The organism is Streptomyces sp. NPDC034049, assembly GCF_055575575.1.
This window is the reverse complement of record NZ_JBVISJ010000005.1, coordinates 363,068-389,211: the sequence shown is the minus strand read 5'-3', so window position 1 is coordinate 389,211 and position 26,144 is coordinate 363,068. Positions and strand designations below refer to the sequence as shown.

The window sequence follows — 26,144 nt, the reverse complement described above, 5'->3', positions numbered from 1 at the left end:
CCCTGGCGCCCCGGCCCCCTCACCCCCGCCCCAGGACCACCGTCCCCGAGGAGCAGAACCAGCCGCCCGTGCCCGAGGCGACCGCCAGGCGGGGGAGGTCGCCGGTGGGGGTGTGGATCTGGCGGGCGTCCGCCTCGCCGCGTAGTTGGCGTACGGCCTCGACGAGGAGGAAGAGGCCGCGCATCCCGGGGTGCTGGGCGGAGAGACCGCCGCCGTCGGTGTTGACGGGGAGGTCGCCGGTCAGGGTCAGACGGTCCTTCTCCACGAACGCCCCGCCCTCGCCCTTGGCGCAGAACCCGAGGTCCTCCAGGGTCACCAGGGTCATGTACGTGAAGGCGTCGTAGATCTCGGCGAAGTCGATCTCGGAGGGGCGCACTCCGGCGCGTTCGAAGGCCAGGCGCCCGCTGACCGCCGCCGGGGAGACCGTGAAGTCGGGCCACTCGGACATGGTCGTGTGGGAGGTGTGCTCGCCGGTGCCGAGGATCCAGACGGGCGTGGTCGGCCGGCAGTCCCGTACGTACTCCTCGGCCGCCAGCACGACCGCCGCGCCGCCGTCGGAGCGGATGCAGCAGTGCAGCTTGGTGAAGGGGTCGGCGATCGGCGCGGACGACAGCACGTCGTCGACGGTGATCGGGGTGCGGAACATCGCCTCGGGGTTGGCCGCCGCGTTCGTCCGGGCCTGCACGGCCACCGAGGCCAGCTGTTCCAGCGTCGTGCCGTACTCGTGCATGTGGCGGCGCGCGGCCATGGCGTACTTGGCGATCAGGGTGTGCCCGTAGGGGGCCTCGTACTGGAGCGGGCCGCGCGCGCCGAAGGAGAGGTTGCCGGTCCGGCGGCCCGCCTTGATGTCCGCGCGGGCCGTGGAGCCGTAGACGAGGAGGACGACGTTCGCGTGCCCGGCGGCGATCGCGTCCGCCGCGTGCGCCGCCATGACCTCCCAGGTCGAGCCGCCGACGGACGTGGAGTCCACCCAGGTGGGCCGCAGGCCCAGGTACTCCGCCACCTCCACCGGCGCCAGCGTCCCCAGTCCGGCCGAGGCGAGCCCGTCGACGGCCGAGCGTTCCAGCCCCGCGTCGGCGAGGGCGCGGCGGGCCGCCTGCGCGTGGAGCGCGTACGGGGTCGCGTCGTCCACCCGGCCGCAGTCGGAGAGGGCGACCCCGACGATCGCCACCTTTCGCCGGTTGCCTTGCGTCGCGGTTCGCGTGACGTTCTGTGTACCGGGCACAGCGGTCATGAATCTGACGGTACATCAGATTGGGTGTCCCCTGAAATGCCCCTGACCCCGCGCGGCATTCCGCACGGCGTTCCGGCATTCCGCACTCCCGCGTTCCGGTACTCCCGCGTTCCGGCACTCCCGCATTCCGTGAGGCAACGTCGTCTGTGGCTGCTCTGTGCTTTCGTCGGCAACCGCCCTAATATGACGGACCGTCAGATGTGCTGTGTCCGGAGCACGTGGCTGGGGGAACGGAAGGGGGACCGCCCATGGACGCCCGCTTCACCGCCGAGCAGGAGGAGATCCGGCGCACCGTGCGGGAGTTGCTGCTCAAGCGCTGTGGTCCGGAGGAGGTCCGGGCCGCCGTGCGGACCGGGGAGGGGTACGACGGCGGGCTGTGGGCCGCCCTCTCCGACCAGCTCGGCCTGCCGGGGCTCGCGCTCCCCGAGACGTACGGCGGAGTCGGGTGCTCGGTGACCGAACTCGCGCTGTCGGTGGAGGAGTTGGGGCGGTCGCTCGCACCCTCGCCCCTGCTGTCCACCTCCGTCCTCGTCGCCCCCTTGATCCTCGCTCTCGGCACCGAGCGGCAGCGCGCCGAGCTGCTGCCGCCGCTCGCCTCCGGCCGGCTGACCGCCGCCCTCGCGGTACCGGGCGGCGCCCTCTCCACCGCACTGGCCCTGACCGCCGACAACCGGGGCGCGTGGTCCGGCGGCGGCCGGGCCGGCGGCGTCCAGGCGCGCCGGGCCGGGGACGGATGGCGGCTGTACGGGGAGGCCGGGCAGGTCCTCGACGGGCACAGCGCGGGGCTGCTGGCCGTCGCCGCGCACGCTGGGGGGTACGCCCGCTCGCGGACGCTGCTGTTCCTGGTGCGGGCGGGGGAGGGCGAGGGCGGTGGTGGTGGGGCCGCTTCCGGGGTCGTACGGGTGCGGCAGACCTCCCTCGACGAGACGCGACCGGTGGCCCGGCTCGAACTGCGCGATGTGCGGGCCGAGTTGCTGGGCGACGACGACACGGCGGACGTGCCGGGCGCCCTGGCCGGTGTCGGGGACGCGGCGGCCGCCGTGCTCGCCGCGGAGGCCGTGGGCGCGGCCGACCGGGCGTTGGAGCGGACGGTGGCGTATGTGCGGCAGCGGGAGCAGTTCGGGCGGCCGATCGGGTCGTTCCAGGCGGTGAAGCACCGGCTCGCGGATGTCTACGTGGGGGTGCGGGCCGCCCGGTCGGCGGCGTACTACGCGGCCTGGGCGGCCGCGGCCGACTCACCCGGAGCGGGCGGTCGTGGCCGGCGGGGCGGTGAACGGGTCGGCGGGCTGGCCCTCGCCCAGGCCCTGGAGGCCCTGCGGGTGGCCGCCGGGGAGGGGATCCAGCTCCACGGGGGGATTGGGTTCACCTGGGAGCACGAGGCGCAGTCGTACTTCAAGCGGGCGGCGGGGGACGAGCTGCTCTTCGGGCCGGTGCACCGGCTGCGGGGGCGGGCGGCCGACGAGGCGGGGGTCTTCTCGGGCGAGAGCCGGGAACGTGACGGCCGGGGTGGAGGTGGGCGGGCCCCCGGTGGGCGGGAGCCCGACGGACGGGGCGTACGCGAGGAGGTGCGGGGCTGATGGCTGCGAGGGGTACGGCGGGGATGACCGACGGGATCAAGGACATGGGCGTACGGCTGGTGCAGAAGGTGTCCTCGGCACCCGCGTTCGCCCGGGTCGCGCCGCACGTCATACCCGCCCTGGACCGGGCGGTGCACCGGGTCACCCGGGGGCGTGTGCTGCTCAGCGCGCAGTTGCTGCCGGGGGTCGTCCTGACCGCGACCGGCGCGCGCAGCGGGGTGCCGCGTCGTACGCCGCTGGCCTGTATGCCCGAGGCGGAGGGCGGCAGCTGGATCCTCGTGGGGTCGAACTTCGGTCGCCCCGGCCATCCGGCCTGGAGCGCCAACCTGCTGGCCCATCCCGACGCCGAGATCAACTGGAAGGGGCAGGACATCCCCGTCACCGCGCATCTGCTGGCGGGCGCGGAACGGGCCGCCGTCTGGCAGGAGTTGCTGCGGTTCTGGCCGCCGTACTCGACGTACCAGGCCCGGATCGACCGGGAGATACGGGTGTTCCGGATCGTACGGCGCTGAGCCGCGGGCCGGGCGAGTCGCGGGCCGGGGGTCCCGGTCCCCTGAACGCGGCAGGCGGCACTCCTCGGGTGAGGGTGCCGTCTGCGTGACAGGAATCGCGTCCGGGGGCGTGCCCGGGGGCTCCTGCCTACTTCGTGGGCTTCTTGCCGGTGATGCCCAGGTGGACCAACAGGGCCAGGTTGGGCTTCAGTTCGGCCTGCTTCACGCCCCAGGACTGGAAGCCCTTCTGGTGGCCGGAGACCGAGGCGAGCATGGCGACCAGGGAACCCGCCAGGGCCCCCGGGTTCACGTCCTTGTCGACGCGGCCCTTGGCCTGGAGCTCGGCGACCGTCTCCGAGAGGGAGTTGGTGACCGAGTTCAGGATCTTCATGCGGATCTTGTAGAAGCGCTTGTCGCCCTCGGCGGCGCCCAGGTCGACGACGCGGAGGATGGCGTCGTTCTTGCGCCAGAACTCCAGGAAGCCGTCGACGAGTTCCTGGGCGGTCTGCCAGCCTGCCTTGCCGACCCAGGAGCGGCCTTCGAGAAGGCGCGTCAACGTGGCGCCCTCGGTGGCCATTTGTTCGGCGATCTCCAGGACGGCGCCCTCGACGTCCGGGAAGTACTGGTAGAAGGTCGCGGGTGAAGTGCCCGCCTTCCGGGCGACATCAATGACTTTGACGTCCCGGTAGGGCGACGAGCTGAGCATCTCGCTGAGGCAGTCGAGCAGCTTCTGCCGGGTCGCCTGCCCTCGCCGGCCGGCCACGCGGCCGTCGACGGTACGCACTTGTCCTGTCATGCCGTCAGCTTACCGAGGGGTGATCGGAGCGCGATTCGGCCGACTGCAAATGGGGAGTGTGGGCTTCACCAAGGGGTTCGTGCGGTGGGCGTGGGGGGTATTGGCCATTTTCTTTCGCCCCCGCCGCCCTTACCCGTCCCTCTCCACAAGGGGCTGCGCCCCTTCGACCCCGCTTCGGTGCGTTGTCGGGTGCGGGTGCGTGGGGCTTCCCGCGCAGTTCCCCGCGCCCCTTGACAACGCCGCCCGCGCCCCATGCCGCCAAGGGGCGCGGGGAACTGCACCCCACCCCCGGCGTCAGATGCGTCGCGCGGTCGGACGCGCCCCGCGCGCGTGTCGGCTCGTGCGCCCTTAGCTTGGCGTCATGGCCGATGAGACCGGGGGCGCCGCCGGGACGGGAAACGCCCCGTATCCCGAGGGCGTGCCCTGTTGGGTGGACGCCCAGCTGCCCGACGTCGAGGCGGGCAAGCGGTTCTACGGCGAACTCTTCGGATGGACCTTCGCGGTGGCCCCCCAGGACGGCGCGCACCAGGTGTGGGCGCACCTCGGCGGCGCCCCCGTCGCCGCCCTCGCCCCCAAGCCCGACGGCCGCCTCCCCACCGTGTGGACCGTTCACTTCGCGACCCCGGACGCGGTCGCCCTCACCGCCCGGATCGTCGCGGCCGGCGGTCAGGTGATCACCCCGCCGACACCGGTCGGCGGCCTCGGCACGGCCGCGCTCGCCACGGACCCGGAGAGCGCGGTCTTCGGCCTCTGGCAGGGCGCCGCGCACCCCGGCTTCGGCCGGCGTCACGAGCCCGGCACGTTCGCGTGGGCCGAGCTGTACACCCGGGACACCAAGGCCGCCAACTCCTTCTACGCGCACCTCTTCCACGACGCCCTCTTCGGCCCGGACGCCAGCCCCGACTTCGGCCGCGCCACGCTCACGGACGTCTTCCCGGCGGAGATGCCGCCGCATTTCCTGGTCCACTTCCGCACGGAGGACTGCGAGGCCGCGCTCGGCGCCGTCAGCCGGCTCGGGGGCCGGGTGCAGGTGCCGCCCTTCGACACCTCGTACGGAAATGTGGCGGTCGTCACGGACAATCAAGGCGCTTCGTTCGCACTGCTCCAGCAGGGGGACGACAACGGCTGGCGGGAGGCCCCGCGGGCCGCGGACCAGGTCGAACAGCGTCCGGACGAACTGCGGCAACAGGGGGACGACCAGCGCGAGGACGGGGCGCGGCCGGAGGGGGAACGTACGGCGAACGGCCCGGAGGACGACGCTGACCAGCGGGAAGAGCGCTGAGGCAGGGCCGCTGACGGTTCTCGGGTGGTGCGGCGTTCCGGTCGTCGCGCGGGGCGCGCAGAGGGCGCCGGGCGGACGGACGTACGGGGTTGTGCGCCGGTGGTACGCGGCTCGCCGCGCTGTCCCACCATCCGGGCTCCCACTTCCCGAGGGGCGGACGACGTGGTTTTGTCCTGAGACACCCCGATCCGCCCCCGGGTTCGCACCTGCCCCCGGTAGCAGGAAGAATCGGGGTGCGTGCCGCCATGGCGGTGCGGTGGTGAGACGCTGCACGGGGTCGCGCGCACAACGTGGGTGACGCGGTCCGTACGGGGAGGTGGCAGGGCAAGTGGTGGATCAGCTGACGCAGCACGATCCGCGGCGGATCGGGCCGTTCGAGGTGCTGGGACGGCTGGGGGCCGGCGGCATGGGGCTGGTCTATCTGGCGCGCTCCGCGTCGGGTCGGCGCGTGGCGATCAAGACCGTGCGGACCGAGCTCGCGGAGGACCAGCTCTTCCGGGTCCGTTTCACGCGTGAGGTCGAGGCGGCCCGCGCGGTGTCCGGTTTCTACACGGCGGCCGTGGTCGACGCCGACCCGCGGGCCGCCGTGCCGTGGCTGGCGACCGCGTACGTCCCCGCGCCCTCGCTCGAGGAGATAGTGAACGACTGCGGGCCCATGCCGGTCCAGGCCGTCCGCTGGCTCGCCGCGGGTGTCGCCGAAGCCCTCCAGTCCATCCACGGCGCCGGACTCGTCCACCGCGACCTGAAGCCCTCCAACGTGCTCGTCGTCGAGGACGGGCCGCGTGTGATCGACTTCGGTATCGCCTCCGGCGTATCGAACACGCGTTTGACGATGACGAACGTCGCCGTCGGCACCCCGGCGTACATGTCGCCCGAACAGGCGAAGGACTCGCGGAGCGTGACCGGCGCGAGCGATGTCTTCTCGCTCGGCTCGATGCTGGTGTTCGCCGCCACCGGGCACGCGCCCTTCCACGGCGCCAACCCCGTCGAGACCGTGTTCATGCTGCTGCGCGAGGGCCCCGACCTCTCCGGTCTGCCGGACGAGCTGCGCCCCCTCATCGAGTCCTGTATGCAGATGGACCCGACCGCGCGACCGGGCCCCGCCGACCTCCAGGCGCAGCTCGCGCCCCACCTCTTCGGCTCCGGCTCGGACGACAGCGGTACGGCGTCGGCGTGGCTGCCCGAGAAGGCGGTCAGCCTGATCGAGACGCGCCGGGGCGGACGCCCGGCGCCCAAGGCGCAGAACACCGGCGGCCGCAGCGGAGGTGGCGCCCGCCCCGCGCCCGTACCCCCGCCGCCGCCCTCGTACGACCCCGCGCCCGTCCCGTCCGGCGCCCCCGACACCGGGCCGGTGCGGCTGGCCGGCGGTCAGGTCCCCATCGGGCCCGGTCCGCGCGTCGCCGACGCCCGTGCCGCCGCCGTGAAGGCGCCCCCTCCCGAGGCCGGTCTCGCCGCGTCCTGGTCCCGGCCGCGCGCCGGCGTGAACGGCGCCGACCCCGCGCCCGCCGTGGCCCCGCCGACCCCGGAACCGGCCGCCTCCGGCTGGCGCCCCTGGCGTTTCCGCATGTCGAACGACGTCTGGGGCACCCCGTCGGTGGCCGGCGACCTCGTCTACGTCACCTCCTTCGAGGTGCACGCCCTGGACGTGGCCACGGGTCGGCGCCGCTTCAAGACGCGCGACGTCGCGTGGTCGATGGCGGTCGCGGACGGACGTATCCACGCCTCCGACGGCCCGACCCTCTTCGCGCTCGACGCCCGCGAGGGCGCCGACCTGTGGCGGCTGTCCACCGAGGCGTGGGTGTACTCGCTGAAGGCCGACCGGGGCACGGTGGTCACCGCCACCCGGGGCGGCGGCGTCCAGGGCTGGGAGGCCTCCAACGGGCAGAAGCTGTGGGAGCTCACGGGCGCGCAGACCGACTTCGAGTCCCCGGAGGCCGGGCCGGTCGTCCAGGACGGCACGGTGTACATCTGGAAGGACGCCCGGCTGCGCGCGCTGGAGGCCCGTACGGGTGAGGAGCGCTGGTCGTACCCCATCGGCGACGCGGCCTCCTGCGGCGGCGTCCCGGTGCGGCTGACCCCGGCCTCCGACGGCTACGTCTACATCGCCGCCGGGAGCCGTGTCCTCGCCGTCGACATCGCCGGCGGCCATGTCCGCTGGCACTTCGAGGCCCCGGCGGTCTTCCTGTCCGCCCCCACGTTCGCGCCGGGCCCCGCCGTCACGGGCGGCGGGGTCTACCTCGCCGACTACCTCGGCACGGTCTACGCCCTCGACGCGACCGACGGCCGTGACCGTTGGCGCATCGCGACGGAGTCCCGCTCCTCGCTGGAGCCGGTCCTGGTGGCCGCCGGGCACGTCCACGTCGGCAGCGGCAAGGGGCTCTACACCCTCGACGCGGTCACGGGCACGCCGAAGTGGCGCTTCCAGGCGGGCGGCGAGATCGTGGGCGCGCCGTCGGTGGCGGAGGGCCGCATCCACTTCGGTTCGACCGACCACCTCCTGTACACGCTGAAGGCCGACGACGGCCGCCTCCGCTGGAAGCTCGCGACCGGCGGCGAGATCACCGGCTCGCCGGTCGTCAAGGACGGTGTCGTGTACGCGTGCAGCAAGGACCGCTGTGTGTACGCCCTGGACGCGGAGAAGGGGACGGGGACGGCGCGCACCACATAGGCCGCGCGGTGGCGGACGGCCCCTCGCGGACGGGGGCACGGCCGCGGCCGAAAACGGTATGGTGTCGTGCACCTGTCACCGCCGCGGTTGTTCCTTTTGTGTGCGTGTGGCACCGAATCGACGCTACTCAACGGGGGTTGAGCAACGTGAAATCTCGTCATGTCCGAGCCGTCGCGGTATGCGGCATCGTCGTCCTCGCTCTCACCGGGGCCCGCGGCTCCGGCGGCGGAGGCTGCTCCGGCGGCTCGTCCTCGTCCAGCAGTTCCTCGGGCTCCAGCGGGGGCAGCGACAGCGGCAGTTCGACCACGACCGGTGGGAGCACCACCACGGGGACGGGCGGTTCGTCCGCGTCCCGGGGTGCCACACGGGACTTGAAGATCGAGACCTGTGCGTACGACAGCGGTCTGGTCGCCCGGGTGCGTGCCACCAACAGCAGTTCCAGCTCCACCTACAGCTACGAGTTCGACGTGGAGTTCACGGACTCCGACGGCAAACTGATCGACACCGTGGAGGACAACACCATCGCGTCCGTGCCCGCCGGGTCCTCGGACACCGTCGACGTCAAGGTGCCCCAGAGCACGCTGGACGCCGGCGGCCACACGGTCGGCGGCGGCACCTGCAAGCTCGGCGACCTCTCGCGCGTCTCCGGGTGAGGGTGCCTCTCGTGCACGGGCGGACAAGGATGCGCGGGCTGAGGTTCGCGTCGACGGCGGTGATCGTGGTGCTCGCGCTGACCGGCTTCTCGACGGGGCGCGGTTCCGGCGGCAGCGGCAGTTCCCGTGGCGGCAGCGGCGACGGTGGAAGCGGTGGGGGCGGCTGCAGTTCCTCCTCCCAGGACCACGACAGTTCGTCGTCCTCGTCGTCCTCGTCCTCGTCCTCCTCTTCGGGCGGCACGTCCGGTCTCGGCAACAGCGACGACGACTACGACGACTACGACTACGACGACGGTTATGACGACTCGTACGACAGCGGCGGCACCGGCGGCACCGGCGGCGACGACAGCACCGAGAGCCCCCGGGAAGCTCCGAAGGACGGCAGTGCCGAGCTTGTGAGCTGCGCGACGGCCGCGAAGCCGTACGCGACCGTCGAGGTCAAGAACCCCAACGACCACGAGTCGAGCTTCATCACCGTGGTGGCCTTCGTCGACAAGGCGGGCCGGCCGGTGGTCGCGGACGACGAGAAGATCACCGTGCCCGCGAACGGGGTGGCCGAGGTCAAGGTGCACGTCGACGACGCGGCCGACTTCGCCGACGTGGAGGATTGCGAGGTCGAGCCCCTGGCGCTCTGGACCAGCAGCTGAGAGCCGTACTGAACACCGGGGAAAGGCCGCACGTGAGAAGGGGTATGAAGTCCTCACTCTCCGCATCGGCCGGTTCGTCGCGGTCGTCGCGGCCGCCCCGGTCGTCCCGGGCGGCGGCGTCCGGTTCGTCGCGGCTCGGCTGGCTGGACGCGTTGCGCGGCATCGCGGCGCTCGTCGTGGTGTTCGACCACTCGTCGTACTCCTTCATGGCGGAGTTCCGACGGGAGCTGATGCCGGAGTTCAACACCAGCCGCTACGGCATCATGGTGTTCTTCCTGGTCAGCGGCTACATCATCCCCGCGTCGCTGGAACGCCGGGGAAATGTGAGGACGTTCTGGACGGGCCGTCTGTTCCGGATCTACCCGCTGTGCGCGGCCGTCGTCGCCGGTCTGATCGCGGCCGACCACCTGGGTGTCGCGGAAATCCGGGACTTCGGCGGGCAGAGCCTCGCCTCGGTGGCGGTGGCCCATCTCACCCTGTTCCAGGAGCTGTTGGGCACGCCCAATCTCCTCCTCGTCCTGTGGACCCTCTCGTACGAGATGGCCTTCTACCTGCTGGTCGTCGCCCTCTTCACGGTGCGTCTGCACCGGCGGTCCGGCGTGGTGGCCGTCACCCTGGCGGGGTTCGCCGCGCTGAGCGTGGCGGCCGGGTTCACGCTGCCGGCGTCGGCGCTCTCCGGGGAGTTCGGCACCGGCCGGCTGATCGCCCTCGCGGCGGTCGTGATGGTCGTCGCCATCTGCTGCGCGAGCACCGGGTCGACCGTGCTGAGGGTGTCAGGGGGCCTGCTGGGCGGAGGGCTCGCCCTGGCCCTGGTCGCCCTCAACGGAACCGTCCCGGTGTGGGAGGGGCTGGTGATCCTCGCCGTGATGTTCCTCGGTACGGCGGTGTACCGGGCCGACACCGGTCAGAGCGGCTGGGCGTGGGCGGGGTGCGCGGCGGCCCTGGTGGTCGCCTGCGCGGTCGGGAGCGCGTACGTCGACGGCGACGGGGGCCACTTCACGCGGCGCGCCTGGATCGTGTCCTTCCTGCTGGCCGTGGCCACCTTCGGCATCGGGCTGGCGGTGCGCCGCCGACGGATCCCGCGGCTGCTCACGTTCCTGGGCACGATCAGCTACTCGGTCTACCTGGTGCATCCGCTGCTGCTGGCGGTGAGCGACGGCACGATCGGCCGCCGCCGCCACGACGACCTCGTCCTCGAAGTCGCCTTCTACGCCGTGCTGCTGCCGGTGTGCGTGCTGACGTACTACTGCGTCGAGGTGCCGGCCCAGAGGTGGGGGCGGCGGTTGACACGCCGCGACGCCCCGGACCGGGTGGGCGCCGAGGCGCCGATGCCGTCCGGCCTTCCCACGTCCGCCACTCCTGGTGGATGACTGCGATACCCGGGAGAAGAAAGCGGATGCCTCGCCGGAAGAGATCCAGCGAGGCATCCGGTGCAGGCGGATCAGGTCTCAGCGCACGTAGGGGAGATCGAATCCGGCCTCGCGCGAAGCGGATTCATAGGTCGACAGCATCGACGCGACCGTTGACCGGATCTCCCTCAGGGAGAAACCGGCCTCTTCCAGGTCTCCCGAACCCAGCTGTCCGGCCAACTCCTCGACGGCCTCCTGAAGCACCTTCAAGGAGTCTCCCTGTACGGCCAGTGCCGGGTAGCGGCGATTTGGCAGACCGACCACCGCGTAGTTTCCCGAGACTGCCAGGACGGTGGCTGAGTTTTCCTGTTCGTTCATCCCTAACCCTGTGGATAGAAGGTGATATGGGGCCTGGTGGTGTCGAGCGGCCCGGTGAAGATGTCCTGCCGTCGCCCGACACCCAGCGTGACGTCGGCCTTCGGCAGCGAGCTTGACACGGAGTGCTTGGTACGGCTGTTGATGCCCGTGATCACGTAGTCCCAGTCGGACTCGCTGTGCACTCCGTCCGGGTTCGACGACGTCCTCGGCCCCAGTGTCCGGCTACCGACAACCGAGATCGGCTTCCCGATCCGGTTCGCGGCGTTCTGGACGCGAGCCCTCACCGATCCGGAGAGATTCGCCAGGTTCGCGCCTGCCCCGACGGACGGCCCACAGGCCGGTGTCGAGTTGTGCACGAGGACCGGAGTCTCTCCCGCCAGCACGTAGTACGTGTGCAGGTCGGCCACGGTGAGGTTGTGCACGGTGGCCGACTGGCTCCACTGACGGACGCCGGTGATGCGGACGACACTTCCGGTGGACGCGTCGAGTCGCTCTCCGACCGTCAGGTTCGTGGCGTCGACCCAGGCGCCGAGTTCCGGGACCCAGAAGGGGTGGCCGGCCGTCGCGGTGACCGAAGCGGTGCTCTTCCCGCCACCGGTCTCGATGGACAGAGTGATTCTGACCAGGTCCTTCCGGCCCTCGCCGGTGATCTCGGCGGTGACCGTCCTGGCGATGGTGCGGCCGGTCCTGGGATCCGTGGCGAGGACCTCGTCCCCGGTCCGCACGTCCTCGATGGCCTTGGTCGTGCCGTCGGCCATGAGCACGTGGGTGCCCGGGACGAAGCTGTTGCAGGGCTTCACGGCGCCGCGGACTCCGCCCACGTAGGCCAGCAGCGCGGTGGCGACGACCTCCTTGATGACGTTGCCCCGTGCGACGGCCGCGGCCTTCTCGTTGCACTCCTCGGCGTTGTAGACGCAGTAGGTGGCCGCGAGTTCCTTGGCCTTCTCGACGTCCTTGCCGCCGTGCAGCACGTACAGGTAGGCCTGACGGCAGCCCTCGCGGCCGTAACAGGCGGAACCCTCCGCACCCTTCTGCGACGACTCGTAGACCGGGTTGTACCAGAAGTCGTCCGTGAACTCCCCGTTCATCCTCGGGGACCAGTACCAGTCCGCCAGTTTGTCGATGTCGTTGGTGACCGGGGTGTTGGACGCCACCCAGTACTTCTTCGCGGCCTGGGACCGCTTGTAGATGTTGCCTCGGCGGTAGTCGGTCGTGCCGGACTTCGCGTCGTAGCCGACTTCCTTCTGCGTGTGCTTGCTGCAGTTCGCCAAGGAGTACTGGCAGGAGTTGGGCTTGGACCCGATCTCCGTGCCCGCCGGGTCGGAGTAGGTCAGCGGGTTGTTGTTGGCGTAGGTGTAGCCGTGCATCTGCTGCGGGTCGCTGTCGGTGAAGACCGGGTCGACCGACAGGAAGCGGCCCAGGGCGGGGTCGTACTCGCGGGCGCCGAGGTGCGTGAGGCCGGTGGCCTTGTCGATGGTGCCGCCCACGAAGCCCTTGGTGCCGGGCCAGTTGTTCGGCTCCGTGCCGCGCGGGCCGCCGAACGGCAGGGTGCGGCGCTGGGTCAGGGCCTGGCTGGTGGCGTCCACGGACAACTGGGCCGTGCCGTGGTGGTCGGCCAGGGTGAAGGAGATCTTCCCGTCGTTGGACTGTACGGCCATGTGGCCGCCGCCCACGTCGATGTAGCGGGTGCCCTTGGGAGCTGTGGACCCCTTCGCCAGGGTGATCTCCGTGGAACCGAGATACAGCGTCGTCTCGGTCGGGGTCCGGCCGATCAGCCGGTTGCCCTCCGAGTCGTACAGATACTCGGTGACCTTGTCGCTGCCGCCCTCCACGGGCTCGGTGACCTTGCCCAGATGGCCTTCGGCGTCCCAGTCCAGCGTCTGGGAGGTGCCGTCGCCCAGCAGTCGGGTGCGCGTGTTGCCCGCGTCGTCGTAGCCGAAGCTGTCGGTGGACTTCACGGTCCCGGTGGTGTTGTCCACCGAGGTCAGCGCGTGCGGGCGCACGGCTCCCGGGTCCGGGTAGTGGTAGTCCCGCTTGGTGTCGGTGCCACCGGACGCGGTGGCGTGCTGGGTCTCGGTGAGCCGGTTGCCGACCTTGTCGTAGGTGTAGGACGTCCAGTACGGGGCCGGACCGCCCACCGCGCCCGTGGTGGGAGTGGCGACACAGCCGGTGGTCGACTGGGCCCAGGCCTCCTTCATCCGCCCGAGATGGTCGTAGCTGAAGCACTGGTTGTCGGTGCCGGAGCGGGAGGTGTCGGAGACGGACAGGACGTTGCCCGACTCGTCGTACGTGTACGCGTTGAACTGGTCGACACCCGCGACGTCCTGGCGGTCCACCCGTGAGGTGGCCAGCCGCTGGGTGCCCCACTGGTAGGTGTTCGTCTCGTACGTGGCCTTGCCGCCGTTCGCGGCCAGGGAGTACTGCAACGGCTTGCCGGTGAGGCTGTAGCTGGTGCTCGCGGTCAGGTTCAGCGGTCCGCTGACCCCGACGGGCCTCAGCGTGCCGTCCTCGTAGGTGTGGGTGACGGTGTTGGCGGCCAGATCACCGGCCTTGGGGTAACCGACACCCTGCACCGTGCCCGACGCGTTGTAGCTGGTCGTCGACAGGTACGTGCCCGCCAGTTCCTTCTCGGCCGCCGGGACCGTCACCGAGGTGCGCAGCGGCCGGTACAGCCGGTCGTAGGCGACCACGCTCGACTTGTACTCCTGGCCGCCGCTGAAGCGGGAGCTGGAGGCGAGCTGGCCCTTGGCGCCGCTGATCGTGTCGTAGACCCACTTGGCGCGCAGCGTCCCGGAGGACGAGTCGTCCCGCATCTCGGTCTTGCGGCCCAGACCGTCGTAGACGTAGGCCAGGACGCCCTTCGGGCTCTTGGAGCTGGTCATCAGGGACCGGTCGTCGTACTCGAGGTGACCGGCGCCCTTGTCGGGATCCGTGGTGTCGGTGAGCCGGCCCATCAGGTCGTACTTCCACGTCCAGGCGTTGCCCGCCGGGTCGGTGACCTTGGTCAGCTCATCGCGCGGCGAGTAGTCGTAGGAGGTGGTGTCGTAGGCCGCGTCGGCCGAACGCGAGTGCAGCAGGCGCTTCTCGGTGATGCGGCCGCGGGCGTCGGTGACGGTGGTCTGCGCGGTGCCGCCGACGGGCGGGATGACCGTGGTGCGGTCGCCGCCGTAGAGGGTCTTCGTGACGCCGAGGACCTCTCCGCCGTCGCCGTTGCCGGCGATCTGCTTCATCTCGGTCACCCGGCCGAGGCCGTCAAAGGTGTACCGGGACTGGGTCTCCACGCTCAGCGCGTCAGCCGGCTTGAAGAGCGTGGTCGAGGGCGCGTCGGTGATGTAGTAGGAAGCGAACTCCTTCGCGGTCAGCCCGCGTTCGTCGTAGAAGGTGTCCGCGAGGAGCGTCCCGCCGTCCGGGCCGGGCTCCTGCGTCTGGCGGGGGCGCAGGAAACCGTCGTACAGGGCGTACGTGGTGTCCTGCGCGCCCGAGTTGCCGATGGTCTTCGTGCCCACCGCGACCGGCTTGCCCTCGGTGACGGTGTAGGTGAACTCGTAGCTGGGGGTCTGGCCCGTCGTCCGGTCCGGCAGCCACACCTTGGTGGCGCGGCCCAGCGCGTCGTACGCGTAGCTGGTGACCTTGCTGTTGGTGTCGGTCTCCGTGAGGGGCAGCCCGCGCAGCGCCTCGTAGGTGGTGGTCGAGACCTGGGCGGTGGTGCTGTCGCCCGCCGTGGCGGGCGGGGTGGTCACCGTGCTGCTCGTCGCGAAGCCCGTGGTGGGCGTGTACGCGGTGGTGGTGGTCCGGCCGCCGCTGCGGGCGGTACGGGTGAGCGCGCCGGCTGCGGTGACCGTGACGTCTGCGGTCAGGTCGGTGGTGGTCAGTGCCCGGCCGTAGCCGTCGAAGGTGGAGCTGGACTCCAGGTAGACCGCGGTGGTGCCGTTGTACGTCTTGAGCTTCGCGGTCCTGGTGGCGTCGCCCTTGGTCGCCGCGGCGCCGTACGCCCCGCCGTCGTAGGCGGTGCGGACGTCGGAGATGACGTCGTCCGGCCGGTTGGTGGTGGCGTCGCACGCCTTGGCGACCGTCTCGACCCGTGCCGGGCTGGCCAGGGGGACGCTGCCGGTGACATAGGTGGTGCGGGTGCACTGGTTGTCGGCGGCGGTCGTCGTGTCGCCCAGGTCCTCGCTCTGCACGACCAGGCCGGTGGCCGGGTCGTGGGTCTCGGAACCTGAGGTGGTCCGCCACTTGACGCCCGCGCCGTCGTCCAGCGAGGTCCACGACTTGGAGGAGGCGGTACCGGTGAAGTTGGCGGTGACCGTGCCCCAGTCACGGACCTTCTTCGCGGTCTCCTTGTACCAGGGCCGGCTCACCGACTTCTCGAGGACCTTGCCGCCGGGGCCGGAGTAGGTGACGGTCTTGTAGGCGAAGCCGGCCTGCGACTCGTGGTCGGTGATCGGGTCGCCCTCGCCGTCGCCCAGGGTGACGCTGACGGACTTGGTGCCGCCGGAGGGCTCCTTGCGGTCGCCGTCCATGCCACGCAGGAAGTACGAGTCCTGCTGCGTCTTCATCGCCGAGGCGCCGCCCTGGCCGCCCGTGCGCACTCGGACGTGGCCGTAACCGCGCCACTGTGACCAGGTCCGCAGCTTGGCCTTGGACATGCCGTCGTCATCGTCGTAGTGCCAGGCCGCGCCGTCCAGGTAGTCGTACAGGGTGACCTGGTCGGGCGAGCCGCCCGTGCGGTCGGTCGCGGTGACGGAGGCGACGACGTACTTGTTGAACCACTGCAGCTCGGGGTCGTCGCTCGAACTGCCGCCGATGTACTGCGGGAAGCAGCGGGTGGTGTTCGTCTGCGGGGTGGGCAGGGCGTCGAAGTCGCAGACTGGCGCCGAGTAGTTGACGTCGATCTGGCCGCCCGAGTCGTCGGCGATCGTGGACAGCCGGGACTTGATGTACGGGGCGTAGCCGTCGCCGGTCTTGTCGAGCCGGTTGGCGAGCTGGGTGTAGGCGAAGGTGGTCTTCGGCAGCGTGATCGAGGCCGTGCCGTCATGGCCGGTGCGCTGGACGGAGTCGAGCAGCAGCTGGTAGTCGGTGTCGGCCATGCCCCAGCGGTGGGTCAGCTTCCAGGAGTCGACGTTGTCGTACCCGCTGCCGTCGTACACCTGGGTGGCGACCTCGGTGAGCCGCTTGCGGGTGAAGAAAGCCGGGGAGAACCGGCCCTCGTCGCAGTCGGTGCCCGCCTCGCAGTTCAGGTCCCAGGGGGTGTCGTACCAGTACTGGGCGTCCGAGGAGATGGACGAGCAGGTGGTGGAGCTGTCGGCGATGCACCGCTCGCTGCTGGTGAGGTCGACCTTGGCCAGCGCCTTCGCGCTGTACATGGCGGTGGACTTCAGCCCGTACTCGACGCGGTCCAGGGTGCCGCCGCGGACGTACGGGGTGTCGTCGGCGGCGGTCACGTTGCGGCCGTAGGAGTTGGTCTCCTTGTCGTAGTAGTACGCGACCGCGTTGCCGCGCCGGTCCACGACGTAGTCCAGGTTCCAGCGCCAGCCCTGCTGGCACCAGGACGCCGCGAACGTGGAGGCGTTGCAGGGTTCGTCGGCGTTGTTGCCGAAGACCGGCACCGTCCACGTCGAGTCGGTGGTCTCGTTGCCGCTCGCCCAGCCCGGGAGCCGGTTGTAGCCGAAGTAGTACTTCGTGCCGTCGGGGGTGGTGACCCGCCAGTACTCGTCGTTGCGGGCGCCGTTGGACCGCACGTCGGACGACGAGCCGTAGATCCGGTCGATCTTCGTGCCGTCGTCGTTCTGCAGCTTCCAGGAGTTGGTGCCGTTGGGCACCAGCTCACCGCCGGAGCCGTTCAGCGACAGGGTGGCGTTGTCGTACGCCCAGCACAGGTCGCCCGGCTCCTTGCCGTCGGCGTTGGTCGCCCCGTCCTTCTCGCAGCTCTTGTAGCTGCGCTCGATGAAACCGGGCGCCAGATCGAAGCCGTCACCGACCCAGGATGCCTGGTTGTTGCTGTTGCCCGTCCGGCCGTCGACACCGCCGGAGGAGTACGACAGCCCGACCTGCGGCGTCAGCCCGCCGGGCACCTTGGGCACCGCCATGTCGTACGACCAGGCGAACGAGCCGCTGCTCAGGTCCGTGTTCCAGGTCGACGAGGCCGACAGGGAGGTCGCCTTGTAGTCACCCTTGTCGCTGCTCGCCGACGCGGTGGCCGCCAGGACGGTGGCCGAGCCGGCGCTGAGGGCGACCGACTTCGTTGTCAGGGTCTGCTTGTCGGTGTCATTGACGGTCGCCACCGGACGCGTGGTGCGGCACTTCGCCTTCTGCGGTGTGGTGAGCGCGCAGGCGGGGAGTTGGACGAAGGTGAGGCGGGAGGCGTAGCCGCCGCCGTAGAGACCGGCGAAGGAGGAGTAGTCGAGCGCGGCGCGTGCCTTGCCCGCGCGCTGCTCGGTGTTCTGGCGGGGTGTCAGGGTGAAGACGGGCCCGTCGACGCCGGTCCTGCGGGCGGCCTTCCTGGACAGGGTGCGCACGGTGTAGGTGCCGGTGGCGGCGTCCTTGGACTTCTTGACACGGGTGTCCAGCGCGAGAGGCGATCCCTTGACCCGGGTGGTGTTCTTGTCGAGGGTGACCGTCGCGGAGGTCGCCTTGGGCCAGGTGGTGGCCGGGGCCTTGGCGGGGGTGCGGGGGCCCTTCGTGACCGTGCGGGGCACGGCCTTGCCGGCCGGGCCGCCGGCGACCGGTGACTCGGCCTTCGGCAGTGCGGGCTTGCGCCATGGCGCCTGGGCGACGGCGGGCACGCCCGACGCCTGTATCAGTGTTCCGGTCAGCACGGCGGCCGTGGCCATGGCCACCCGGCGCCAGGGCCGACCTGTTCTTCTGCGTGGTCTGGTCTTCATTCGCTTCTGTTTCTCCCGTTTGGTGTTGCGTGTTGCGTCAGATGGCGGCGGACGGATAGACAGACGGACGTTCCGTTCTGTTACTCCGCTACTTCGAGCCGTCGAACTTTCGGATCTTCTCCCCCTGCGCCTTGACCAGCTGGTCCGGAATTCCGGCCTGCTTCTTCCCGTCCGAGGCCTTCGGCCTCTGGAAGTTGTGGAACATCGCGACCGTCGTGCCTTCCCGCACAACCACGACAGCGTGAGGGACCCGGATCTTCACCCCGTCCGGATACGACACGACCGCGACCAACCGCAGGGAGACGGATTCGTCCCCGTATCCGGGATCGGGTTGGGCCTCGACGTCCTCGTAGGACGACCTGCCTTCCTTGAAGGCGGTGCAGTCGTCGGCCGCCGTACGGAATTCGCGCACCACCCGTTTCGCATCCTCGGCCTTGTGCGAGGCGAGAGCCATGACGGCCCCGGGGCGCGCTCCCTTGCCGCTGTACGTCCGGTTGATCCGCGCGTTGGCCCCGTAGGCACTGCTGCTCCGCCCGAGGGTCTGGGCGATCGCGCTGCACTCGACGGGATCTGCTCGTCTCGCGGAAGGGCTGGTGCTCATCGGCATGCTGCCGAATTTCTCACCGTCGCCCTTGCCCAACGCGACCTGATTGAGATCCGCCTCGGTCCAGGGTCCGCCGGCCGTGCTGTTCGCCGAGGTGCGATCACTCTCGGAACTCATCGTTCCCTTTCCGGTGCTCTCCCCGCACGCGCTGGCAAGAAACGCGGCCAGAATCGCGGCCACCGTGCAGCCCATGCCTCGTCTGAACAAAAGCTTTCCCTTGGTCCGAAGTTAACGATCTTGAGTGTGGGAGTGAATCGGAGAGGGTGCCTCCATACGCAGGGACCGGCAGTCGGCGATGTCTGCCCTGCCGACTGCCGGTCCCTGTGGCTGTTCAAGCCGATCGGTGAGAGTCCTCAGTCATCGAATCGAATCGACAGATCCGAAGCGGTGACGGAAATTCGCCCGAAGTCGCCTGTCATGACATACAGGTTCCCTTCGATCTCGAGAGAGTCGACGGTCCCGTAGTCCAGCTCGCCGGTCGCATCCTTTGCCGGCGGAGTGCCTTGCTCTGCCCAATGCAGATCCACTACACGCGTGAACTGCAGAGTTCCTTGCCGGTAGCAGTGCCTCTCGCCGGGGGAAGCGGGCTTGTGCTGCGGATGGTCGACATGCAGAGCCAGATCCATCGTCAGCGCCAAGAGTCCCGGGCGAGCTTGGATGTCGAGCACATAACTCTCTTCCAGGTGGTAAACGGCCAGTTGGCTTACTTCCCTGTAGTCCTTCATGGCAGGTCCCATTCGATGGGCGTATGGTTTCCAGGACTCTTTCGCGTGACAGGATTGCCGAATGAGTCGATCCGCTCTCCGTCGGCATTTCTCATCTCAACATGCGGGTCACTGCTTCCCGGTGCCCTGCCAGTGCCCTTCTTGATGGTGAGTCGAAGAACCCCGTTCGCGTCACGGAATTTGATGGGGCCATTCTCCGTCTGGCTGCGGACCCAGCCGTTGGAATGCCCGAACTCCTCCAGATGTGACGCCTTGGCGGTGCCATTTCTGGTGAGCTGTCCCATTGCGAAGTCCGCGTCATAAACGGCGCAGCCCGTGTTGTGGACGAGTACTGGTGTCTCACCGGCCAGCACATAGTACGTATGCAGCCCGGCCACCGTGAGGTTGTACGTCCGGGCCCGCTTCGTGAAGGAGCGGTTGGCCGTCACGATGACCGTGTCGCCGGTGTCGGTGAGCAGGGTCATGCCCGCGGCCAGGTCGCCCGCTTCGATCCAGTCCTTCTCCGAGGGGGACCAGAACGGGTGTTCGTGGGTCGCCGTGAGTTTCTCGACGCCGTCCTCGGTGGCGATCGACAGCTCGTTGAAGTGCTTGTCGTCCTCCGTGACGATCAGGCGGGTCACCTTCCGGGGACCGGACTCGCCGGTCTTGGGATCGGTGGCCAGGACCTCGTCGCCGAGCTTGATGTCCTCGATGTCCTTGGTGGCGCCGTCGGCCATGAGGACGTCGGTGCCGGCCAGGAAGCACTTGCAGCCGAGAGACCTCGAGACCCTTCCGCCCTTGCCGCCGGTGATCACCATGGCCATGAGGCTCTCGATGACCTTGCCGCGCTCCCACGCCTCCGCGTCGTCGACGCACTCGGGGGCGTTGTCGAGGCAGTAGGTCGCGGCGATGCGCTTGGCCTGTGCGTAGTCGGCGTCGGTGAGCTTGCGGCCGAGCTTCGTCAGGTAGTTGTTCGCCTTGAGGCAAGCCAGTCGGCCGAAGCATGCCTGGCCGACGCTGCCGTCGCGCTCGTAGACCGGTGTGTTCCAGTAGTCACCGTCCGGCGCGCGTCCGCTCGGTGAGTACTCCGAGAACCAGGCGTCGAGCTGGTCCGTGTCGGTCGAGGCCGGCGCGTGCTGGGAGATCCACACGCTGTCGTCATTGCTGCTCTTCGTCGAGGTCTTCGTGGTGGTCTCGGACGCCCCCTCGTACCCGTCCACCGTCGGCCACCCCTTGCCGTCGTTGCAGCTGTCGCACCACAGGCCGGTCGGGTCGGAGAACGTGAGGGGGTTGTTGTTGCTGTAGGTGTAGCCGTGCATCTGCTGCGCGTCGGTCAGGTCCATCACCGGGTCGACGCTGATGAAACGGCCGGTCGACGGGTCGTACTCGCGGGCCCCGATGTGGGTGAGCCCGGTGACCTTGGTGTCGTCGGTGCCGCCCACGAAGCCCTTGGTGCCCGGCCAGTTGGTCGGCTGGGTGCCGCGGGGCCCGCCGAACGGCAGGGTGCGGCGCTGGGTGAGCTGCTGGGTCGCCGAGTCGACGGCCAGCTGGGACGTGCCGTGGTGGTCGGCGAGGGTGATCGAGACGCTGCCGTCGTCCTTCTGGACGCCCTGGTGGCCGCCGCCGAGGTCGAAGTAGCGGGTGGCCTTGGCGGTGGTCGAGCCCTTGGCCAGGGTGATCTCGGTGCTGCCGAGGTAGAGCGTCGTCTCGGTCGGGGTGCGACCGATCAGACGGTTGCCGCCGGTGTCGTAGAGGTACTCCGTGACCTTGCTGCCGCCGCCCTCGACCGGTTCGGTCACCTTGGCGAGGTGGCCCTCCGCGTCCCAGGCGAGGGTCTGGGTGTCACCGTTCAGCGTGCGGGTCTCGGTGTTGCCGGTCTCGTCGTAGCCGTAGCTGTCCTCCGTCGAGCCCGTCGCGTCGGTCGTGACGACCGAGGACAGGGTGTGCGGGCGAGCGGCGCCCGGGTCCGGGTAGTCGTACGCCCGCTTGGTGTCCTTGGCGGTGTTGCCGGTGGTGTCGTGGATCGTCTCGTTCTGCCGGTTGCCCACCTTGTCGTAGCTGTAGGAGTGCCAGTACGGGGCCGGGCCGCCGAGGACACCGGCGCTGGGCGCGGTGGCGCAGGTGGTGGTGGGCTGCGTCCACGCCTCGGTCAGACGGCGCAGGTGGTCGTAGGTGAAGCACTGGTTGTCGGTGCCGGAGCGGGAGACGTCCGACACGGACAGCACGTTGCCCGCCTCGTCGTAGCGGAAGGTGTTGTGCTGGTCGACGCCCGTGATGTTCTCCCGGTCCACGCGGGAGGTGGCCAGGCGCTGGGTGCCCCACTCGTAGGTGTTGGTCGCCCAGGTCTTCTTGCCGCCGTTGTTGGACAGTTCGTACTGCAGCGGCTTGCCCGTGAGGCTGTAGCTCGTGGTGGACTTCAGTCCCTGGCTGCCGGAGAAGCCCGTCGGACGCAGGGTCTCGTCCTCGTAGGTGTAGGCCACCGTCGCCGCCGGGAGGGCCCCGGCCTTCGGGTAGCCGACGCCCTGGACCGTGCCCGAGTCGTTGTACGTGGTCGTCGACAGGTAGGTGCCCTGGAGGGCGCCCTCGGAGGACGGGATGGTGACGGAGGTGCGCAGCGGGCGGTACAGCCGGTCGTAGGCGACCACGCTCGACTTGTACTCCTGGCCGCCGCTGAAGCGGGAGCTGGAGGCGAGCTGGCCCTTGGCGCCGCTGATCGTGTCGTACACCCACTTGGCGCGCAGGGCGCCGCTGGAGGAACCCTCCCGGATCTCGGTGCGGCGGCCGAGGTTGTCGTAGCCGTACCAGAGCGCCGGGGTCTCCGCGTCGGGACGGGCGTCGTCGGCCGTGGTGAGCCGGCCCCGGTCGTCGTACGCGCTGACGGTGGTGCCCTTGTCCGGGTCGACGGCCTTGGTCTGCCGGCCCAGCAGGTCGTACTGGTACTCCCAGGAGTTGCCCGCCGGGTCGGTGACCTTCTCCAGCTTGCCGCCCGCCGTGTAGCCGTACTTGGTGGTGTCGTACGCGGCGGTCGCGCTGCGGCTGTGGTGCTGGCGCAGCTCGGTCAGCTGGCCGCGGGCGTCGGTGAGCTTGGTGGTGGCGACGCCTCCGACGGGCGGGACGACCGTGGTGCGGTCACCGCCGTAGAGGGTCTTCGTGACACCGAGGACCGCTCCGCCGTCGCCGTTCCCGGCGAGCTGCCTCATCTCGGTCTGCCGGCCCAGGCCGTCGTAGGTGTAGCGGTTCTGGGTCTCGACGCTCAGCGCGTTCTCGGGCTTGAACAGCGTCGTGGACGGGGCGACTTCCGTGTAGTAGCTCGCGAACTCCTTGGAGACCAGGCCGCGTTCGTCGTAGAAGGTGTCGGCCAGCAGGCTTCCGCCGTCCGGGCCGGGTTCCTGGGTCTGGCGCTCGCGGAGGAAGCCGTCGTACAGGACGTACGAGGTGCGCTGGGTTCCGTTGTTGCCGAGCGTCTTGGTACCGACCGCGGCCGGCTTGCCCTCGGCGATGGTGTACGTGAACTCGAAGTTCGGGGTCTGGCTGGTGGTCCGGTCGGCCAGCCACACCTTGGAGGAGCGGCCCAGCGCGTCGTAGGTGAGGTTGGTGACCTTGGTGTTGGTGTCGGTCTGGGTCTGCGGCTGGCCGCGGAGGATGTCGTACGTGGTCGTCGAGGAGTGCGCCGTGGCCGCGTCACCCGCCGTGGCCGGCGGCGAGGTCACCTTCGTGCTGGTGGCGAACCCCGTGGTGGGCGTGTAGGCGGTGGTGGTCGTACGGCTGTCGCCGCGTACCGTCCGGGTCAGGACCCCGGCGGCGGTGACCTTCACGTCCGCCGTCAGGTCGGTGCTGGTCAGCGGGCGGGCGTAGGAGTCGAAGGTGGCCCCGGACTCCAGGTAGACGGCGGTGGTGCCGTCGTACTTCTTCAGGACCGCGTTCGCGGTCAGATCGCCCTTGGTGGGGGCCGTCCCGTAGCCGCCGCCGTCATAGGCGGAGCGCACGTCGGAGATCACGTCGGCGGGACGGCTGGGGGTCGTGTCGCACGCCTTGGCGACGGTCTCCACGCGGGAGGGGAAGTTGAGGATGTTGTCGGTGGTGTTGGTGGCGTAGGTGGTGCGGGTGCACTTGTTGTCGGTGGACGTGGTGTTGTCGCCGAAGTCGTCGACCTGGGTGACCCGTCCGGCCACGGTGTCGTGCGAGTTGGCGAGCGAGGTGATCCGCCAGGCCGCGCCGGCGCCGTCGTCCAGCGAGGTCCACGTCTTGGTGGAGGCGGTGCCGGTGAGATTGGCCGTCACCGTGCCCCAGTCGCGGGTCTTCTTCGCCGTCTCGTGGTGCCAGGGGCGGTTGACCGTCTTGGTCAGCGCCTTGCCGCCCGGTCCGGAGTAGGCCACGGCCTTGTAGGCGAAGCCGGTCGCCGACTCGTGGTCGGCGATCGGGTCGCCCTCGCCGTCGCCCAGGGCGACGCTGACGGACTTGGTGCCGCCGGAGGGTTCCTTGCGGTCGCCGTCCATGCCGCGCAGGAAGTACGAGTCCTGCTGCGTCCTCATGGCCGAGGCGCCGCCCTGGCCGCCGGTCTGGACACGGACGTGTCCGTAACCGCGCCACTGGGACCAGGTCTTGTGCTTCTCCTTCGTCAGCCCGTCGTCATCGTCGAAGTGCCAGGCCGCGCCGTCCTTGTAGTCGTAGGTGATGACCTGGTCGGGGGAGCCGCCGGTGCGGTCGGTCGCGGTGACGGAGGAGACGACGTACTTGTTGAACCACTGCAGCTCGGGATCGGCGGTGGAACTGCCCCCGATGTACTGCGGGAAACAGCGGGTCGTGTTGGTCTGCGGGGTGGGCAGCGCGGCCGAGTCGCAGACGGGCGCCGAGTAGTTGACGTCGGTCTGGCCGCCGGACTCGTCGGCGATCGTGGACAGCCGGGACTTGATGAAGGGGGCGTAGCCGTCGCCGGTCCTGTCGAGCCGGTTGGCGAGCTGGGTGTACGCGAACGTGGTCTTCGGCAGCGTGATCGCCGGGGTGGCGGTGTGGCCCGTGCGCTGGATGGAGTCGAGCAGCAGCTGGTAGTCGGTGTCGGCCATGCCCCAGCGGTGGGTGAGCTTCCAGGAGTCGACATTCTTGTAGCCGCTGCCGTCGTACACCTGGGTGGCGACCTCGGTGAGCCGCTTGCGGGTGAAGTACACCGGGGAGTACCGGCCCGCGTCGCAGTCGGTGCCCGCCTCGCAGTTCAGGTCCCAGGGGGTGTCGTACCAGTAGGCGGCGTCGTTCGCGATGGAGTCGCAGTCGGTCTGCGCGTCCGCGATGCAGCGCTCGCTGTTGGTGAAGTCGGCCTTGGCCAGCGCCTGCGCGCTGTACATGGAGGTGGACTTCAGCCCGTACTCGATGCGGTCGACCGTGCCGCCACGGACGTAGCGGGTGTCGTCGGCGGCCTTCAGGTTCCGGCCGTAGGAGTTGGTCTCCTTGTCGTAGTAGTAGGCGATGGCGTTGCCGCGCGCGTCGACGACGTAGTCGAGGTTCCAGCGCCAGCCCTGCTGGCACCAGGAGTCGGCGAACGTGGCGGCGTGGCAGGGCTCACCGGAGTCGTCGCCGAAGACGGGCACGGTCCACGCGGAGTCGGTGGTCTCCTTGCCGTCCGTCCAGCCGGGCAGGCGGTTGTACCCGAAGTAGTAGCGGGTGCCGTCCGGGGCGGTGACCCGCCAGTACTCGTCGTCGCGGGCACCGTTGCCGCGCACGTTGTCGCTGGAGCCGCGGATCCGGGCGACCTTCGTGCCGTCGTCCTTCTTCAGCTTCCAGGAGTCGGTTCCGTCGGGGACCAGCTCACCGGCCTTGCCGTTGAAGGTGAGGAAGGCGTTGTCGTAGGCCCAGCACAGGTCGCCCGGCTTGCCGCCGTCCGCGTTCTCCACGCCGTCGTCGTCGCAGGGCTTGTAGCGGCGCTCGACGAACCCGGGCGACAGGTCGAAGCCGTCACCGACCCAGGAGGACTGGTTGTTGGTGTTGCCCGTCCGCCCGTCGACGGCCGAGGAGGAGTACGTCAGACCGACGTTCGGCTTCAGACCGCCGGGGACCTCGGGCACCGCCATCTCGTACGACCAGTTGAAGTCACCGGTGTTGAGGTTGGTGCTCCACGTCGAGGAGGGGGACAGCGTGGTGGCCTTGTAGTCGCTGCCGACGCTCTCCGTGTCCGCGACGGCGGCGAAGACGGTGGGACCGCCGGAGGCGAGGGCCAGGCCGGACGCGGTCAGCGTCTGCTTCTCGGTGTCGTTGACGGTGGCCACGGGCCGGGTCGTGCGGCACTGCTTCTTCTGCGGCGTGGTGAGTGCGCAGGCGGGCAGCTGGACGAGGCCGAGGCGGTCGGCGTATCCGCCGCCGTAGAGGCCGGCGAAGGAGGAGTAGTCGAGTCCGGCGCGGATCTTGCCGGCGCGCTGGGTGTCGCCCTTGCGGGGTGTCAGGGTGAAGACGGGGCCGTCGACGCCGGTCTTGCGGGCGGCCTTCTTGGACAGGGCGCCGACGGTGTAGGTGCCGGTGGCGGCGTCGGCGGTCTTCTTGACCTTGGTGTCCAGGGTGAGGGGGAGTCCCTTGACCCGGGTGGTGTCCTTGTCCAGGGTGACCGTCGCGGCGGTCGCCTTGGGCCAGGTGGTGGCCGGGGCCTTGGCGGGGGTGCGGGAGCCCTTCGTGACCGTGCGGGGCACGGCCTTGCCCGCCGGGCCGCCGGCGACCGGTGACTCGGCCTTGGGCAGCGCGGGCTTGCGCCAGGCCGGCTGGGCGGCGGCGGGCACGCCCGATGCCTGTATCAGTGTGCCGGTCAGCACCGCGGCCGAGGCCATGGCGACCCACCGCCACGGCCGGCCTGTTCTCCTGCGTGGTCTGGTCGTCATCCGAGTCTTTTCCTCCCGTTGGG

General features: G+C 70.1%; 15 protein-coding genes. 7 read left to right on the top strand and 8 right to left on the bottom strand.

What is annotated here, in order from left to right; translation table 11 throughout:
- Positions 1–19 precede the first annotated feature (19 nt).
- Complete coding sequence (locus ACZ52C_RS17905) at positions 20–1,234, bottom strand: thiolase C-terminal domain-containing protein (RefSeq protein WP_469075610.1); 1,215 nt, start codon at positions 1,232–1,234, stop codon at positions 20–22.
- 248 nt (positions 1,235–1,482) lie between these two features.
- Here ACZ52C_RS17905 and ACZ52C_RS17900 point away from each other — a divergent pair, with 248 nt between their 5' ends.
- Both ACZ52C_RS17900 and ACZ52C_RS17895 read left to right on the top strand, forming a co-directional pair.
- Complete coding sequence (locus ACZ52C_RS17900) at positions 1,483–2,811, top strand: acyl-CoA dehydrogenase family protein (protein ID WP_469075609.1); 1,329 nt, start codon at positions 1,483–1,485, stop codon at positions 2,809–2,811.
- 23 nt (positions 2,812–2,834) lie between these two features.
- On the top strand, positions 2,835–3,323 hold the full coding sequence (locus tag ACZ52C_RS17895; RefSeq protein ID WP_469075765.1) for a nitroreductase/quinone reductase family protein: 489 nt from the start codon (positions 2,835–2,837) through the stop codon (positions 3,321–3,323).
- A 127-nt stretch (positions 3,324–3,450) separates the two neighbouring features.
- Here ACZ52C_RS17895 and ACZ52C_RS17890 read toward each other — a convergent pair whose 3' ends face one another.
- Entirely contained in the window at positions 3,451–4,098 is a 648-nt protein-coding gene (locus ACZ52C_RS17890) for a TetR family transcriptional regulator (protein WP_045556112.1), read from the bottom strand.
- A gap of 361 nt (positions 4,099–4,459) precedes the next feature.
- On the opposite strand from ACZ52C_RS17890, the gene kbpA reads away from it, so the two are divergent.
- Together kbpA and ACZ52C_RS17880 are read left to right on the top strand one after the other, a co-directional pair.
- Positions 4,460–5,380, top strand: a complete 921-nt coding sequence (gene kbpA / locus ACZ52C_RS17885) for an AfsK-binding protein KbpA (RefSeq protein WP_469075608.1) — start codon at positions 4,460–4,462, stop codon at positions 5,378–5,380.
- 328 nt (positions 5,381–5,708) lie between these two features.
- Positions 5,709–8,048: an outer membrane protein assembly factor BamB family protein gene (locus ACZ52C_RS17880; protein WP_469075607.1), complete on the top strand. Its 2,340-nt coding sequence runs from the start codon at positions 5,709–5,711 to the stop codon at positions 8,046–8,048.
- Positions 8,049–8,205: 157 nt separating this feature from the next.
- Here ACZ52C_RS17880 and ACZ52C_RS17875 read toward each other — a convergent pair whose 3' ends face one another.
- The gene (locus ACZ52C_RS17875) at positions 8,206–8,412 is read right to left on the bottom strand and encodes a hypothetical protein (protein ID WP_469075606.1); all 207 of its coding nucleotides are present in this window, start codon (positions 8,410–8,412) and stop codon (positions 8,206–8,208) included.
- A 7-nt stretch (positions 8,413–8,419) separates the two neighbouring features.
- Between ACZ52C_RS17875 and ACZ52C_RS17870 the strand changes: the two genes are divergently transcribed.
- Genes ACZ52C_RS17870 through ACZ52C_RS17860 form a run of 3 tightly spaced genes read left to right on the top strand, consistent with a single transcriptional unit; the run spans position 8,420 to position 10,718 of the window.
- Positions 8,420–8,701 (top strand): hypothetical protein, encoded by a 282-nt coding sequence (locus tag ACZ52C_RS17870; RefSeq protein ID WP_469075605.1) that lies wholly within the window; start codon positions 8,420–8,422, stop codon positions 8,699–8,701.
- A gap of 11 nt (positions 8,702–8,712) precedes the next feature.
- The gene (locus ACZ52C_RS17865) at positions 8,713–9,348 is read left to right on the top strand and encodes a hypothetical protein (protein ID WP_469075604.1); all 636 of its coding nucleotides are present in this window, start codon (positions 8,713–8,715) and stop codon (positions 9,346–9,348) included.
- Positions 9,349–9,392: 44 nt separating this feature from the next.
- Positions 9,393–10,718, top strand: coding sequence for an acyltransferase family protein (locus tag ACZ52C_RS17860; RefSeq protein WP_469075603.1), 1,326 nt, complete (start codon positions 9,393–9,395; stop codon positions 10,716–10,718).
- Between the two features lie 78 nt (positions 10,719–10,796).
- Here the strand turns inward: ACZ52C_RS17860 and ACZ52C_RS17855 are convergent, their stop codons facing one another.
- From ACZ52C_RS17855 to ACZ52C_RS17835, 5 genes are all read right to left on the bottom strand, one after another.
- Positions 10,797–11,075, bottom strand: a complete 279-nt coding sequence (locus tag ACZ52C_RS17855; protein ID WP_469075602.1) for a DUF6959 family protein — start codon at positions 11,073–11,075, stop codon at positions 10,797–10,799.
- A 2-nt stretch (positions 11,076–11,077) separates the two neighbouring features.
- Positions 11,078–17,956: a polymorphic toxin-type HINT domain-containing protein gene (locus tag ACZ52C_RS17850; RefSeq protein ID WP_469075601.1), complete on the bottom strand. Its 6,879-nt coding sequence runs from the start codon at positions 17,954–17,956 to the stop codon at positions 11,078–11,080.
- A gap of 88 nt (positions 17,957–18,044) precedes the next feature.
- Entirely contained in the window at positions 18,045–18,752 is a 708-nt protein-coding gene (locus ACZ52C_RS17845) for a hypothetical protein (protein WP_469075600.1), read from the bottom strand.
- A 161-nt stretch (positions 18,753–18,913) separates the two neighbouring features.
- Positions 18,914–19,285, bottom strand: coding sequence for a hypothetical protein (locus ACZ52C_RS17840; protein WP_469075599.1), 372 nt, complete (start codon positions 19,283–19,285; stop codon positions 18,914–18,916).
- Entirely contained in the window at positions 19,282–26,121 is a 6,840-nt protein-coding gene (locus ACZ52C_RS17835; protein WP_469075598.1) for a polymorphic toxin-type HINT domain-containing protein, read from the bottom strand. Before ACZ52C_RS17835 ends, ACZ52C_RS17840 begins: the two co-directional genes overlap by 4 nt.
- Between the last annotated feature and the right edge of the window lie 23 nt (positions 26,122–26,144).